14 protein-coding genes are annotated in these 13,583 nt (G+C 69.3%); 5 read left to right on the top strand and 9 right to left on the bottom strand.

The window, feature by feature from the left end; translation table 11 throughout:
• The first annotated feature begins 12 nt into the window (after positions 1 to 12).
• On the top strand, positions 13 to 306 hold the full coding sequence (locus E6C64_RS14440; RefSeq protein ID WP_136428175.1) for a WXG100 family type VII secretion target: 294 nt from the start codon (positions 13 to 15) through the stop codon (positions 304 to 306).
• A 277-nt stretch (positions 307 to 583) separates the two neighbouring features.
• On the opposite strand, the gene groL is transcribed toward E6C64_RS14440, so the two are convergent.
• From groL to E6C64_RS14415, 5 genes are all read right to left on the bottom strand, one after another.
• Positions 584 to 2,212 carry a chaperonin GroEL gene (groL, locus tag E6C64_RS14435; RefSeq protein ID WP_136428174.1) on the bottom strand — a complete coding sequence of 543 codons (1,629 nt, stop codon included), beginning with the start codon at positions 2,210 to 2,212 and terminating at the stop codon, positions 584 to 586.
• A 109-nt stretch (positions 2,213 to 2,321) separates the two neighbouring features.
• Positions 2,322 to 3,365 carry a DUF3048 domain-containing protein gene (locus E6C64_RS14430; RefSeq protein WP_158437871.1) on the bottom strand — a complete coding sequence of 348 codons (1,044 nt, stop codon included), beginning with the start codon at positions 3,363 to 3,365 and terminating at the stop codon, positions 2,322 to 2,324.
• Positions 3,366 to 3,462: 97 nt separating this feature from the next.
• Positions 3,463 to 3,666 (bottom strand): cold-shock protein, encoded by a 204-nt coding sequence (locus E6C64_RS14425; protein ID WP_136428172.1) that lies wholly within the window; start codon positions 3,664 to 3,666, stop codon positions 3,463 to 3,465.
• A gap of 242 nt (positions 3,667 to 3,908) precedes the next feature.
• On the bottom strand, positions 3,909 to 4,466 hold the full coding sequence (locus E6C64_RS14420) for a LytR C-terminal domain-containing protein (RefSeq protein ID WP_136428171.1): 558 nt from the start codon (positions 4,464 to 4,466) through the stop codon (positions 3,909 to 3,911).
• 77 nt (positions 4,467 to 4,543) lie between these two features.
• Positions 4,544 to 4,843 carry a DUF3263 domain-containing protein gene (locus E6C64_RS14415; protein WP_136428170.1) on the bottom strand — a complete coding sequence of 100 codons (300 nt, stop codon included), beginning with the start codon at positions 4,841 to 4,843 and terminating at the stop codon, positions 4,544 to 4,546.
• A 215-nt stretch (positions 4,844 to 5,058) separates the two neighbouring features.
• On the opposite strand from E6C64_RS14415, the gene msrB reads away from it, so the two are divergent.
• The 3 genes from msrB (at position 5,059) to E6C64_RS14400 (ending at position 7,551) form a co-directional block, all read left to right on the top strand.
• Positions 5,059 to 5,529 (top strand): peptide-methionine (R)-S-oxide reductase MsrB, encoded by a 471-nt coding sequence (msrB, locus tag E6C64_RS14410; protein WP_136428169.1) that lies wholly within the window; start codon positions 5,059 to 5,061, stop codon positions 5,527 to 5,529.
• Between the two features lie 2 nt (positions 5,530 to 5,531).
• A complete protein-coding gene (locus E6C64_RS14405) occupies positions 5,532 to 6,107 on the top strand; it encodes a nitroreductase family protein (RefSeq protein ID WP_136428723.1) in 576 nt (191 codons plus the stop codon).
• A gap of 97 nt (positions 6,108 to 6,204) precedes the next feature.
• Positions 6,205 to 7,551, top strand: a complete 1,347-nt coding sequence (locus E6C64_RS14400; protein WP_136428168.1) for an O-acetylhomoserine aminocarboxypropyltransferase/cysteine synthase family protein — start codon at positions 6,205 to 6,207, stop codon at positions 7,549 to 7,551.
• 22 nt (positions 7,552 to 7,573) lie between these two features.
• Here E6C64_RS14400 and E6C64_RS14395 read toward each other — a convergent pair whose 3' ends face one another.
• Positions 7,574 to 8,824, bottom strand: a complete 1,251-nt coding sequence (locus E6C64_RS14395) for a MalY/PatB family protein (RefSeq protein ID WP_136428167.1) — start codon at positions 8,822 to 8,824, stop codon at positions 7,574 to 7,576.
• A gap of 194 nt (positions 8,825 to 9,018) precedes the next feature.
• Here E6C64_RS14395 and E6C64_RS14390 point away from each other — a divergent pair, with 194 nt between their 5' ends.
• Entirely contained in the window at positions 9,019 to 9,516 is a 498-nt protein-coding gene (locus E6C64_RS14390) for a GNAT family N-acetyltransferase (protein WP_136428166.1), read from the top strand.
• On the opposite strand, the gene E6C64_RS14385 is transcribed toward E6C64_RS14390, so the two are convergent.
• From E6C64_RS14385 to E6C64_RS14375, 3 genes are read right to left on the bottom strand one after another with little or no spacing between them, the layout of a single operon-like run.
• Entirely contained in the window at positions 9,495 to 10,964 is a 1,470-nt protein-coding gene (locus E6C64_RS14385) for an aromatic amino acid lyase (RefSeq protein WP_158437870.1), read from the bottom strand. The genes E6C64_RS14390 and E6C64_RS14385 overlap by 22 nt on opposite strands.
• A 10-nt stretch (positions 10,965 to 10,974) precedes the next feature.
• Complete coding sequence (locus tag E6C64_RS14380; RefSeq protein WP_233255637.1) at positions 10,975 to 12,276, bottom strand: NtaA/DmoA family FMN-dependent monooxygenase; 1,302 nt, start codon at positions 12,274 to 12,276, stop codon at positions 10,975 to 10,977.
• Positions 12,273 to 13,385: a PLP-dependent cysteine synthase family protein gene (locus E6C64_RS14375; protein ID WP_136428164.1), complete on the bottom strand. Its 1,113-nt coding sequence runs from the start codon at positions 13,383 to 13,385 to the stop codon at positions 12,273 to 12,275. The genes E6C64_RS14380 and E6C64_RS14375 overlap by 4 nt, the downstream gene beginning before the upstream one ends.
• Positions 13,386 to 13,583: the final 198 nt, after the last annotated feature.

The following is a 13,583-nucleotide window of genomic DNA, read 5'->3' as shown; positions in this document are numbered from 1 at the left end:
GGAGAGGACGTCATGCCGAGGTTCAGTGTCGACAGCGAGGCGGTGTTCGCCGCTCAGTCCGCAGTGGGGACGACGATCGGGCGCGTGCAGGCCGATGTCGCATCCCTGCTGGCGCAGCTGACGAACCTGCAGGGAAGCTGGAACGGCGGGGCCGCGACGGCGTTCCAGGGAGTCGTGGCGGACTGGCGCGCCACGCAGGCCCGTGTGGAGGAGAGCATCGCGGCCATCAACCGCGCGCTGGGAGCTGCCGGATCGCAGTACCTGGAGGTCGAGCAGGCCAACGCCCGCATGTTCCTCTCGCGCTGAGCGCCAGCCCTCCGGCACGCTGCTCGCGCGGTCGTTGCAACCGAGCGCGGTCGTTGCAACCGAGCGCGGTCGTTGCAACCGAGCGCGGTAGGTATACCGACCGCGCTCGGTGTTTCGGACCGCGCTCGAACGGGCGAGTGGTTAAACGCTGGAAGGGCGGCCCAGAGGGCCGCCCTTCCAGTTGGTTCAGTGCGTTGGACTAATGGTTCGGTACGCCGCGCACGCGTGCGCGGGTGGTCACCATTGACCGCTGTGGCGCTGGCGCGCCGCTGCGGGTCTAGAAGTCCATGCCGCCCGAGGGGTCGCCCTGCGGGGCGGGGTTGCGCTCGGGCTTGTCGGCGACGACTGCCTCAGTGGTGAGGAAGAGGCCGGCGATCGACGCGGCGTTGACCAGCGCGGAGCGCGTGACCTTGGCCGGGTCGATGATGCCCTGTGCGAACATGTCGCCGTACTCGCCGGTCGCGGCGTTGAGGCCGTGTCCGGTGGGGAGCGAGCGGACCTTCTCGACGACGACGCCGGGCTCCATGCCCGCGTTGAAGGCGATCTGCTTCAGCGGTGCATCGATGGCGACGCGGACGATGTTGGCGCCTGTGGCCTCGTCACCCGTGAGGCTGGTGATCTCGTCACTCGCGAACGCGACCTTGCCGGCCTGGATGAGGGCGACGCCACCACCGGCGACGATGCCCTCTTCGACGGCTGCCTTCGCGTTGCGGACGGCGTCCTCGATGCGGTGCTTGCGCTCCTTGAGCTCGACCTCGGTCGCGGCACCCGCCTTGATGACGGCGACGCCACCGGCGAGCTTCGCGAGGCGCTCCTGGAGCTTCTCGCGGTCGTAGTCGGAGTCGGTGTTCTCGATCTCGGCACGGATCTGGGCCACGCGACCGGCGATGAGGTCGGCGTCGCCGGCTCCGTCGACGATGGTGGTCTCATCCTTGGTGATGACGACCTTGCGTGCTTGACCGAGCAGGTCGAGGGTGACGTTCTCGAGCTTGAGTCCGACCTCCTCGGCGATGACCTGGCCACCGGTGAGGATGGCGATGTCCTGCAGCTGCGCCTTGCGACGGTCTCCGAAGCCGGGGGCCTTGACGGCGACCGACTTGAAGATGCCGCGGATCTTGTTGACGACCAGGGTCGCGAGCGCCTCGCCGTCGACGTCCTCGGCGATGATGAGCAGCTGCTTGCCGCTCTGGATCACCTTGTCGACGATGGGCAGCAGGTCCTTGATCGCGGAGATCTTGGAGTTGACGATCAGGATGTACGGGTCCTCGAACACGGCCTCCTGGCGGTCGGGGTCCGTGACGAAGTACTGCGACAGGTAGCCCTTGTCGAAGCGCATTCCCTCGGTCAGCTCGAGCTCGGTGCCGAAGGTGTTCGACTCCTCGACGGTGACGACGCCCTCCTTGCCGACCTTGTCGATGGCCTCGGCGATGATGGCGCCGATCTCGGTGTCAGCGGCGGAGATGGAGGCGGTCTGAGCGATCTCCTCCTTGGTCTCGATCTCCTTGGCCTGATCCTTCAGGGCGGTGGAGACGGCCGCGACGGCCTTCTCGATGCCCTTCTTCAGGGAGATGGGGTCGGCGCCGGCCGCGACGTTGCGCAGGCCCTCGCGGACGAGCGCCTGAGCGAGGACGGTGGCGGTGGTGGTGCCGTCGCCAGCGACGTCGTCGGTCTTCTTGGCGACCTCCTTGACGAGCTCCGCACCGATCTTCTCGTACGGGTCGTCGAGCTCGATCTCCTTGGCGATCGAGACGCCGTCGTTCGTGATCGTGGGGGCGCCCCACTTCTTCTCGAGGACCACGTTGCGGCCGCGCGGGCCGAGCGTCACCTTGACGGCGTCGGCGAGCTGGTTGAGACCACGCTCGAGGCCGCGACGGGCCTCCTCGTTGAAGGCAATGATTTTAGCCATGTGTCTTTGTCGTCCCTTCCGGACGTACGGAAACCGAATGTTTGGCACTCAGGTGTATCGAGTGCCAATCAATCTTGGCAGTCGACACCTGAGAGTGCAAGGCGACCGGTTACGCCGAGAGAGTGATCGTTCCGGACTGCGGGAGCAGCTGCACCCAGGTGCTGCCGGCGGCCAGGCGGATGGTCATCCCGCGATCGTCGACGAGCCGGATCGCGCCCAGCTGATCCGCCTTGGACCAGGTTCCGTGGATGGTGCTGCCGCCGGTGGAGACCCAGACCTGGCCGCTGCCCACCATGACCGTCTTGGGCACCGGCCCGTAGGTGCCGTCGATGGCGACGCTCATCACGATCACGTTCGTGGCGGCGAGCTGCGCCCCGCTGAGGTCGAGATCGGGCGCCCCCTCTTGGGAACGGAGATACCGCTTCGCCGCGTCGTCCCACTGCCAGCTCGGATAGCGCTCCGACGAGTAGACGACGTCGATGCGGGCGCTGGGCGTCCCCTCCCTGACGGCGCTCGAGCCGAGGGCGTCGGCGGAATACGCCCACTGCTGCGCGGGCGGCGCGAGATCGACATGCTGGCCGACGACCGCCGGAGCCATCACCAGCACGTTGTGCGGGGCATCGCGCAGATCAGTGCGGAAGAACGTCTCGTCGGTGTCGCTGCTGCCGTGGATGGCGTTGTAGACGTTCGTCGCCTCCATCATGTCGACGAAGATCTCCTGCCCGCCCGAGTAGCAGATGATGCCGCCGTAGGGCGATGCGATGTCCGGATCCATCGGCCTGATGGAACGGACGGGGCCGAGCTGGTCGGGCAGATCGGAGTGCCAGACCGCCAGATAGCGGGTCAGCCCGCCCTCGACGAGCTCTTCGAAGACGATGTCCGCGCGCTCCAGTCCGAACTGCGGGCGCGCCTCCTCGTGATTGTCGATCTTGGCCGCGATCGACGGTCGAGCCAGGCTGCCCACGAGGACGGAGGTGCCGCGCAGTGGCGCGAGCTCGGTCGCGGCGGGCGCGACGTAGCTGGAGACGAACTCGGGTGTCGGCGCCGGGGTCGGCGTGGTCGCAGGAGCTGCGCTGACCTCGGGGACGGAGCACGAGGCGAGCAGGATCGATGCCCCAGCCGAGAGGGCACCGGCGAGGAAGGCGCGCCGCACCAGCTGCGCTCCCCGCTCGCTGCGGAACCCCTCGTCACCGCCGCAGACTAACCGCGCACGAGCCGCGCGGCCGCGCGGATGCCCGGCGTTGCATGGATCAGGCCAGGCGGACACCCTCTGCTTGCGGGCCCTTCGCGCCGGTGCCGACCTCGAAGGTCACCTGCTGACCCTCCTCGAGTGCCTTGTATCCCGACATGTCGATGGCGGAGTAGTGGACGAACACGTCCTGTCCCCCTCCGTCCACGGTGATGAAGCCGTAGCCCTTCTCCGCGTTGAACCACTTGACGGTGCCATTCGCCATCTTCGTACTCCCATTGCCATGTCACTGCGTGCTGTGTGGGAATCGTAATAGAGCACTGGGCCCGGAAAACAGCGCTTTTCGACGTTCTGGGCGCTACGCGCGGTATTGCCCCGAGAATTAAACGCGGCGGAAACATCCCCGTTTCACAGGGGCCTTCTCGAGCTCCGAAACCACCGCCGCCGTCGCCCTCCGATCGGAGTCGGGTGGGCGTCGCAATGGGTGCAGGGTGAGGCTCGGGCAGATCAGCCTGCGGGGACGTAGTCGGCGCCGATGAGGATGCCGATCCGGTTGAGTCCCTCGACATAGAAGGCCTGCGAGAGCTCGATCGGCGCTCCTCCGAGCGCCTCGGACAACCCCTTCGCGGCGCCCTCCTGGGCAGGATTGTCGTAGTAGATCGTGGTGGTGGTCACGTCAGGGGTCGCATTGGTGCCCGTGGATCCCACCGTCCACCCCGCAGCGGACAGGGTGTTGCCGACCTGTCCGGCCAGACCGTCCGTCTCTGTGCCGTTCAGGATGATGATGCTCGCGCTCGGATCGATGGTGGGTGCCACAGTGGGCGCCGCGGTCGTGCTCTCGGCCACCGTCCCGGTTCCGGTGCCGCCGAATGGACTGTCGAAGGACACCCGGTCGTTGATCACGAGGATCCACACGACGCCGAGGCCGACCAGGATCCCCGTGGCGAGGGCAGCCCAGGCGAACGTCACGAAGCCGCGGTTCTTCGGCTGCGCTCCGCGATGCGCGCCCACCCGGCCCACCGAGGCGGGGTGGATATCGAATCGGTCCGAGGGGAAGGCTGGCATGGCTCCGGGGCTGGTCGGCGATGCGGGCTCCGTGCTCGGTGAGCGCGTGTCAGCCTGCGGGTCGGTTGAGCTGGGGGTCAGGTCGCGCGGCGGATGTCCATGCGGGCGGCACGGCGCGCGATGCGCGCATCGCGCAGACGCAGCAGGCGCTTCACCAGCATCGGATCGTGGATGAGCGCAGCCGGCTGATCGATGAGGGCGCCGAGGAGCTGGTAGTAGCGAGCGGCGGAGATGCTGAACTCCTCACGGATCGCCTCCTCCTTCGCACCCGCATGACGCCACCAGGTCCGCTCGAAGGCGAGGATCGCCTTGTCCCGCTCGGACAGCTCCGGGCGCGAGGAAGCAGAGCGCTCGACGGGCTGGTGCTCTCCGCTCATCGCCTGCTCCCTCCGCAGTAGGGTCCCGGAATAGGGTCATCCTAGGCACCGTTGTTGCAAGAGGACGCACGACCGTCGGCGCGTCGATCAAGGCGATCTCCGACACGCTGCGCACCGAAGCGGACCGCCGTTCAGCGTGCCGCTGGAAGCGTGTCGCAATGACGCGGGTCGCCCGCGGCGGGAGCCGAGCGAGTCGCACGAGAGGACAGAACCGCATGGGACGAGTCTCCGACTCCATCCGCCGCCTGATCGACGGGGCGACGGGTTCCGATCAGCACGGCCCCGACGCCGACGCGTATCCCGTCAGCAGGACCGATGCGGAATGGCGCGAGTCGCTGACGGGCGAGGAGTACCGAGTGCTGCGCAAGGCCGCGACCGAGCGCGCATGGACCGGGGCGCTGCTCGATGAGAAGCGCGCCGGGGTGTACACCTGCAAGGCCTGCGGCAGTGACCTGTTCCGCAGCACCGCCAAGTTCGAGTCGGGCTCCGGATGGCCCAGCTTCTTCGAGCCGCTCCCCGATGCTGTCAAGCTGAAGCGCGATGCGACGTTCGGCATGGTCCGTACCGAGGTGCTCTGCGCCACCTGCGGCTCCCACCTCGGGCACCTGTTCGACGACGCACCGCAGACCCCCACCGGCGACCGGTACTGCATGAACTCGGTCTCCCTCGACTTCGAGGAGAAGTAGCAATCGTTCCCAGATCGGACGCACCCACGTCCCCGGCGCTCCCCGCCGTCCGCTACCCCGCCCGTGCCGCAGCCGCCGAGCGCCGCTCCCACTCGTCGGTGACAACCGAGACGCCGACCCACGCGGAGCTCGTCGACATCCTCCGCGCGGCGTCCCGCGTGGCCGACCACGGAGCGCTGCGCCCGTGGCGGGTCATCGAGATCCGCGGCGACGCACGCAGGAAGCTCGGTCGCTCGTTCGCGAAGGCAGAGCACAAGGGCGGGATCAGCGACAAGCCGATGCGCGCCGAGCTGCTGATCGCTCTCGTCACCAGTCGCAAGCGCAGCAGCAAGCCCGACTGGGAGCAGGACGCCACCGCGGCCGGCGTCGCCCACATGCTCAGCCTGCTTCTCGATGAGGCGGGCTGGGGCGTCTTCTGGCGCACGGGCGACTACACGCGATCCAAGGCGGTCCGCAAGGCGCACGACCTCAAGAAGGGCGAGGAGCTGCTGGGATGGCTCTACGTCGGCGGCAAGAAGACGACGAGTTCCCACCCGAAGCGTCCCGTCGACGTCGAGGCCTTCATCACCTCGATGTAGCCGGCCCTTTCCGCCGCATCGCTGAGCGAACCGGCGCGTGTTGCGTTCTGTGTCGGCGGTGTTCTCGCGACCATCGACGCTCGATTAGCGTGCCGGGATGACCGATGACGCTCGCGCCGACTCCCCCGGACTGGACTTCGCGACCCGTCAGATCCATGCTGGCGAGACGCTCGACGCGGACTTCGGCGCACGGGTGGGTCCGGTGTACCAGACGGCGGGATACGTCTTCCCGACCTTCGACGAGGCGGCGGCCCGCTTCGCCGGCGAGAGCACCGGCCGCGCGTACTCCCGGACCGAGAACCCGACGAACGCCCTTGCGGGCCGGCGGCTCGCCGACCTCGAGGGCGGGCGTGGCGGGATCGTCGTTGGCAGCGGTCAGGCGGCCATCTCGGTCGCGATCTTCGCGCTCGTCGAGCAGGGCGACCGCATCCTCGCCACCTCGAGCCTCTACGAGGGCACGAAGCAGCTGTTCACAGGCAGCATGACCCGTCAGGGCGTCGTATTCGACTTCCTTCCGGAACAGGCATCGGACGAGCAGTGGATCGCGGCGATCACGCCCCGAACCCGGGCGATCTACACCGAGACGATCCCGAACCCCAAGAACGACGTCGTCGACCTCGAGCGCCTCGCTCGGATCGCGCACGACGCGGGCATCCCGCTGATCGTGGACAGCACTGTCGCCACGCCGTATCTCTGCCGCCCGATCGAATGGGGTGCCGACATCGTGATCCACTCCACCTCCAAATGGCTCGCCGGGCACGGCGCTGTCATCGGCGGGGCGATCATCGACGCCGGACGGTTCGACTGGGCCGCGAACGTCGAGCGGTTCCCGCGACTGTCGGAACCGCTCATCGCCGGCGGCCCCACGTTCGTCGAGCGGTTCGGGAAGGGCGCATATCTCGCCTATCTGAAGTCCGTCTCGGTGCTGGACTACGGCCCGACCGTGCCGCCGACGAGCACGCTCCTGCTCCTGCACGGCATCGAGACCCTGTCGCTCCGGATGGAGCGGCACGTGGCGAACGCCCAGCGGATAGCCGAATGGCTCGAGCGGCAGCCGGAGGTCGCGAGCGTCGACTACGCGGGGCTGCCCTCCAGTCCGTTCTTCGATCGGGCCACGAAGTATCTGCCTCTCGGCGCGGGCTCCATCGTCTCGATCGACCTGGTCGGCGGGCTGTCCGCCGCACGCAGCTTCCTGGAGGGGCTGACGCTGATCAGCCACATGACCCACATCGGCGATGTGCGCACGCTCGCCATCCATATGGGGACGACCATCAGCGGACGCCTCACCGAGGAGCAGCGCCTAGCAGCCGGAATCACGCCGGGCCTGGTGCGCCTGTCCATCGGGATCGAGGGACCCGACGACATCATCGCCGACCTGCAGCGCGGCTTGGCCGCCTCTGACCCGATCGAAATGCCACTTTCCGTCCCTATCCGAGCGGTTTAGGGACGGAAAGTGGCATCTCGATTCAGGAGCTGACGGGCTGGGCCGCGCGGGCGACGAGGGCGGCGATGCGGCGGACCGCCTCGCGGAGGGTGTCGGGCGCGCAGGCGAAGTTGATCCGAGCGAATCCCGCGCCCTGACGGCCGAAGGCGGCGCCGTCGTTGAAGGCGACACGGGCCTCTTCGAGGATCCGGAGGAAGGGCTGATCTCCGAGCCCGAGGTCGCGGAGGTCGAGCCAGCCGAGGTAGCCGGCGTCGGGGCGGTGGTAGGTGACGGCCGGCAGGCGCTGAGCGAGCAGATCGGCCAGCAGCGCGTCGTTCTCCTCGATGAGCTCGACGACCTCGTCGAGCCAGTCGGTGCAGGCGAACGCGGTGACGCCTGCCTGGATGCCGAGGATGCTCGTCCGACAGGCCACCTCCTCGGGGAAGCGCGCGAGGTCGGCCGCGGAGCGCTCGTCGGCCGCGATGACGACCGCGCACTTCACGCCGGCGAGGTTCCAGCCCTTGCTCGCCGAGGTGACTGTCACCGCGCGGGCGCCCGCAGCGGCGGCGGGGATCGCGAACGGCGTGAACACGGCGCGGCTGTGGGCGAGCGGCGCGTGCACCTCGTCGCTGACGACCAGGACGTCGTAGAGCGCAGCCAGCCGGGCGACCGCGTCGAGCGTGGCGCGATCGTGGGCGATGCCGATCGGGTTGTGCGGATTGCAGAGCAGGAACGCATCGGCGCCCGCGGCGAAGGCGGCTTCGAGCGCAGCGAGATCGAGCGACCAGCGGCCGTCGAGCTGCGCGAGGGGCGCCTCGACGATGGATCCGCCCGCCTCCTCGGTCAGCTCGAAGAACGGCGGGTAGACGGGCGGCGCGACCACCACGCGCGGACGCGGAGGCAGGGCGATCCGGAGGGTCTCGACGATGCCGACGCTGACGTCGGTCGCGACGTGGATGCGCCGCTCGTCCACGGTCCAGCCCCAGCGCTCGGCCGCGAAGTCGGCGAACGCCGTGGCGATCGGTCCTGCTCCGTCGATGTAGCCCGTGTCGGAGGCCTGGACGCTGCGCACGAGCGCGTCGACGATCGGCCGGGCGAGCGGGTAGTCCATCTCCGCGACGAAGAGCGGCAGCACGTCATCCGGATAGCGGGTCCATTTGATGCTGCTGCGCTGGCTGCGCAGCAGCTCGAGCGGCTCCGTGCGCACCTGTCGCGTTGCGGCGTCCGACTTGCGTTCCGCCGCCGGCACCGCGTGGAGGTGGCGCTCGCGTGCAGGGAGCTCAGCGAGCGACATCGGTGCGCATTTCCGACAGAGACGACGAGGCCTCTGTGGAAGAGGCGACCGAGATGACCATGGGTCGACGCTAGGAGTCCCTGGTCTCCCCCGCGACTCGCGTCGCAACAGGGCGTCACATAGGCGCCCTGCGCCGGCTGCATCGCGCCTCTGGGCCGATCCACGACGTCGATCCGGAAAGCTAGGTTGTCGTGGTGAGCATCGAGTACGTCTGGACGACGCCGACCGACGAGCGCGCGCGGCCGCTCATCGACGATCTGGCCCGTGACTACGACGAGAGGTACGGGGACAACGACGGCATTCCGTCCTCCTACGAGCTCTATCGCTATCCCGCGGAGCTCTTCAGTCCGGCGCAGGGCGGCGCGTTCCTCCTGCTGCTGGAGGACGGGCGCACGGTCGCGGGAGGCGCGTACAAGCGCGTCGACGAGGTCACCGCGGAGGTGAAGCGGGTCTGGACGGCACGGACCGACCGCCGCCGCGGCCTCTCCCGCACGGTCATGGCCGCACTGGAGGCCGAAGCGCTGAGGGTCGGGTACTCGCGGATCGAGCTCACCACAGGAGCGCGGCAGCCCGAGGCGCACGCCCTCTACCTGGCGCTGGGATACGTCCCGCAGTTCGATCTCGGGGCCGACTTCGAGGAGATCGGATACCTCGAGTTCACGAAGGAGCTTCAGGCCTCGAGCGCGACCTGACTCGCGGCCAGCAGGGCAGCGAGACTGTCGCGGACGAGTGCGTCGGCCTCGGGAGCGCCCGTGCGCAGTCGATCCAGCTGACCGAGGATCGAGTCGAGCGCGTCCGCGGGCTGCGGGTCCGAGAGGGCGATCAGCTCCGCGGCGAGCACGCCCTCGATGGCGAGCGCCGATTCGGCGAGCGAGATGGAGCGCTCGAGCAGCTGCAGCGCGAGGGCCGCGGAGCTGGAGACGTCCTCGACGCCCTCGCTCAGGCTGCCGCCCGTAAGGCTGACGGGATCGGCGAGATGCCGCAGCTCGGCGACGAGCGACGAGGCCGTGTAGAGCAGCAGGCCGGGCACCCGCGAGGCCCCGGATCGTCGATGCGGACGCTGCAGGGCCGAGAGCACGACGGATCGCCGCTCGCTGGCCACCGCGACGTGCGCGATCGCGACCCGCAGAGCATCGAACTCGACGGCGAGCGCGGTGATCTGGAAGTTGCCGTTCGGCGCCATCGCATCGCCGGCGACCAGGGGATTCTCCGTCGAGGCGTTGAGCAGCAGCTCGATCTCGGCGCGGAGTGCTGCGACGCGGTCGGCGAGGGCGGCGTTGATCTGAGGCGCGGACCGGATCGAGACCGCGTCCTGAACGCTGGCCGAGACCCTCGACGCCGCACGCCCCGCGGTCAGCCAGGTCCTGATCCGAGCCGCCGACGCCGCCTGCGCCGGACGGAGGCCGTTCACCGCCGGATCGAAGGGCCGCAGGCTGCCGCCGTCGCTCTGCCCCGCGACCGCCTCGATGGTGAGCGCCGTGACCAGGTCGGCGAGTGCGGGCAGCCGCTCGGCACGGGCCGCGGCGAGGGCGCCGACGCCCACGCTGTAGGCGTTCGAGCTGAGCGAGGCGAGGGCTTCGGATGCGGCGGGCAGGACCGGCAGCACGCCCGCATCCGCGAGAGCGTCGGCGGCGGGGACGAGATCACCGTCCGCCAGCACGCTGCCCTCCCCCGCGACGACGCGGGCGATGGCGGCGAGCGTCGTGAGATCCGCGGCTCCCACCGATCCCACCCGACGCACCGCGGGGACGATCCCGGCGTTCAGCAGCGCGATCCAGGCCGTCGCCCATTCGGGCCGCACCCCCGCTCCTCCCCATGAGAAGCCGGCCACGCGCGTGAACACCGACGCCCGCACCTGCTCCCCCGTCAGCAGCTCGCCGATTCCCGCATCGTGATTGCGCAGCACCCGCAGCTGGAACGAGACCACGTCGTCGACGACGACGTTCCGCCCGGCGCCGAGCTCGCGATTGAGGCCGTAGACCGGGGTCTCGGCCGCGAGATGCGCCTCGACGACTGCTCGCGCGGCGGAGATCCGGGTGCGCGCAGAGTCGCTGAGCGCGACCTCTGCGCCCAGAGCGGCGACAGCGACGACGTGCTCGAGGGTCAGCCGGGCGTCGCCGACCACGACGGCGTCGGTCACCGTCGCTCCATCAGAAGTCCTGCAGATTGGCGCGCAGGCCGCCGTCGCCGAGCTCCGTGCGCAGGATGCCCTGTCGCCGCAGCTCTGGGACGAGCGGGTCGAGCGTGCGGTGCACGAGCGCGGGATGCACCTGGCCGGTGAACAGGAAGCCGTCGCCGCCGACCGCCTCGCCCAGCTCGCCGAGGTGCGCCGCGACCTCACCGGCCGTGCCGATGATGGCGAGGCCGTCCTTCTCCGCTCTGGCCTGCAGGATCTCCCGCACGGTGGATCCGGCGGGCGCCGACTTCACGAAGTTGTCGAGCGTGCCCTGATTGCTGTTGGTCGTGATCTCGGGCAACGGGGCGTCGAGGTCGAACTTCTTGAAGTCGACGCCGCTCAGATAGCTGACGGACTGCAGCGCCTCGTCGATGGACGCCTGGGTCAGGGTGCGCCGCTTCTCGCGGACGGAGGCTGCCTCCTCCGCATTCGCGGTGACGATCGGCTGGACGACGAAGAGCACCTTGAGATCGTCCGCATCGCGGCCCTGCTCGACGGCGACCTGTCGGATGCCGTCACGGTAGGTGCGCATCCGCTCGGGCGTGCTCGCCAGGGCGAGCACGACGTCGGAGTTGCGGCCCGCGAAGGTCTGGCCACGGCCCGAGGCGCCGGCCTGCACCATCACCGGCTCGGATGGCAGCGGCACGGTGTTCAGGGGTCCGCGGACCTGGAAGAACTCGCCCTTGTGGTCGATGGTGCGGACCTTCGTGTGGTCGGCGAATACTCCGCCGGCGATGTCTTCGAGCACGGCGTCCTGATCCCAGCTGCGCCAGAGCGCGCGCACGACCTGCACCCACTCCTCGGCCCGGTCGTAGCGGCGGTCGTGCTCGATCTGCTTGTCGAGGCCGTAGTTCTGCGCCGCGATGTCGCTGCCGCTGGTCACGACATTGAAGCCGAGGCGGCCGTCGGCGAAGTGCTGCAGTGTCGCGAGCAGCCGGGCTGCAGTGAACGGCTCGTAGAAGGATGCGGACAGGGTCGGCACGATGCCCAGCCGCTCGGTCGCCTGCAGGAGGTACGGAACGAGCGGGAGCGGGTCGTGCTTGGGCACGAACCGCGCGGTCGACAGGTTCACCTCGGCCGTTCCGCCGTAGGTGTCGGGAACGGTGACGCCGTCCTCGATGATGAAGAGGTCGAAGCCGGCGCGCTCGAACTCGCGCGATGCCTCCTGGTAGACCGTCGGCTTCTTCCAGTCGTAGCCGATCCCGTAGGTCGGGTCGCCCCAGCCCTGGACGCCGAACCCGGCGCCCAGGAACCAGCCGAAGTGCTGCAGGCTCACGCGCGATGCCCCTTCTTCAGATCCGACGACGACGATGGCCCGGTGTGCGCCCCGTCCGATCCCGATTGCGCGGCCGGGTCGCCTGACGCCAACCGGTCCTGCTCGAACGACTTGGACAGGTAATTCAGTCCCCCGTCCGGCGAGACCACCACCACCGTGGAGCCGCGCGGCGCCTCCCGCGCGACGTCGAGGGCGACCGCCACCGCCAATCCCGACGACGGGCCGAGGAACAGGCCCTCCTGCTCGGCGAGCGCCCGAACCGTGGCGTAGACGCGCTGGTCGGGGACGACGCGCACCTCGTCGACCACACCGGGATGGAAGCTGGTCGGCCACGAGCTCGACGGCCACTGCGTTCCCACGCCGTCCACCGCGATGGGACCCGGCTGATGACCGCTGTAGGTCGAGCCGACGGGATCCGCGCCGATGATCCGCACCCGGCCGTCCGATGCCTCGCGGAGGTACCTGCCGGTGCCCGAGATGGTGCCACCCGTGCCGATGGACGCCACGAAGTGGGTGACCGCTCCCGCGGTCTGCCGCCAGACCTCCGGCCCGGTGCCACGATAGTGCGCTCCGGGATTGGCGGGGTTGAGGAACTGCGACGACCACCAGCCGTCTCGATCCTGCGCGATCCTCTGCGCGACGGCGCGCGGATTGCCGGGATCGAGCGGACCCGCCTGCGGGTCGGCCTCGACGAGCTCTGCCCCGTAGGAGCGGAGGACGGCGAGCTTCTCGAGCGAGACGAGACCGCTGTGCACGATGACGACGGGATGTCCCGTCACCCGGCCCACCAGGGCGAGACCGATGCCGGTGTTGCCCGACGTCGACTCCACGATCGTCTGTCCAGGACGCAGCGCGCCGCTCGCTTCGGCTTCGCGCACCATGTTCAGCGCGATCCGATCCTTGGAGGATCCGCCGGGGTTGCGGCCTTCGAGCTTGACGAGCACCCGCGCCTCGATGTCGCGAGCCAGGGAGTGCAGCCGAACGACCGGGGTGTTGCCGATGAGGTCGAGCACGGTGCCGGTCGTCGCGTTCGCGTGCGGAAGGACGACGCCGCGAGGCGCGTGCGCGTGGCCGTCACGGGTCCGTCCGAGATTGTCGATGACCGTCATGCCCTTCCCTTTCTTCGGGGGCAGTCCGCGTGGACGGCCATAGCTGAGGCCAGCCTGCGTCGACTGCAGCCGACTTTCGAGAGTACGAGACACTCGACGGTCGGCGCGGTCGCCGCTCAACGCGACGTAATGTACAGCCGCACCGCTCTGGGGTTCGGCCCGCATCCGGGGCATGGCGCCGTTCTCAGCCGGTCCATA

It is taken from the genome of Naasia lichenicola (genome assembly GCF_004801885.1).
Taxonomy (GTDB): domain Bacteria; phylum Actinomycetota; class Actinomycetes; order Actinomycetales; family Microbacteriaceae; genus Naasia; species Naasia lichenicola.
This window is presented reverse-complemented; position numbering and strand designations above follow the sequence as displayed.

Bases quoted from the DNA above. Each gene is read 5' to 3' on its own strand.
- E6C64_RS14440 (WP_136428175.1), top strand. From the start codon at position 13: ATGCCGAGGTTCAGTGTCGACAGCGAGGCGGTGTTCGCCGCTCAGTCC.
- groL (WP_136428174.1), bottom strand. From the start codon at position 2,212: ATGGCTAAAATCATTGCCTTCAACGAGGAGGCCCGTCGCGGCCTCGAG.
- E6C64_RS14425 (WP_136428172.1), bottom strand. From the start codon at position 3,666: ATGGCGAATGGCACCGTCAAGTGGTTCAACGCGGAGAAGGGCTACGGC.
- E6C64_RS14420 (WP_136428171.1), bottom strand. From the start codon at position 4,466: ATGCCAGCCTTCCCCTCGGACCGATTCGATATCCACCCCGCCTCGGTG.
- E6C64_RS14415 (WP_136428170.1), bottom strand. From the start codon at position 4,843: ATGAGCGGAGAGCACCAGCCCGTCGAGCGCTCTGCTTCCTCGCGCCCG.
- msrB (WP_136428169.1), top strand. From the start codon at position 5,059: ATGGGACGAGTCTCCGACTCCATCCGCCGCCTGATCGACGGGGCGACG.
- E6C64_RS14400 (WP_136428168.1), top strand. From the start codon at position 6,205: ATGACCGATGACGCTCGCGCCGACTCCCCCGGACTGGACTTCGCGACC.
- E6C64_RS14395 (WP_136428167.1), bottom strand. From the start codon at position 8,824: ATGTCGCTCGCTGAGCTCCCTGCACGCGAGCGCCACCTCCACGCGGTG.
- E6C64_RS14375 (WP_136428164.1), bottom strand. From the start codon at position 13,385: ATGACGGTCATCGACAATCTCGGACGGACCCGTGACGGCCACGCGCAC.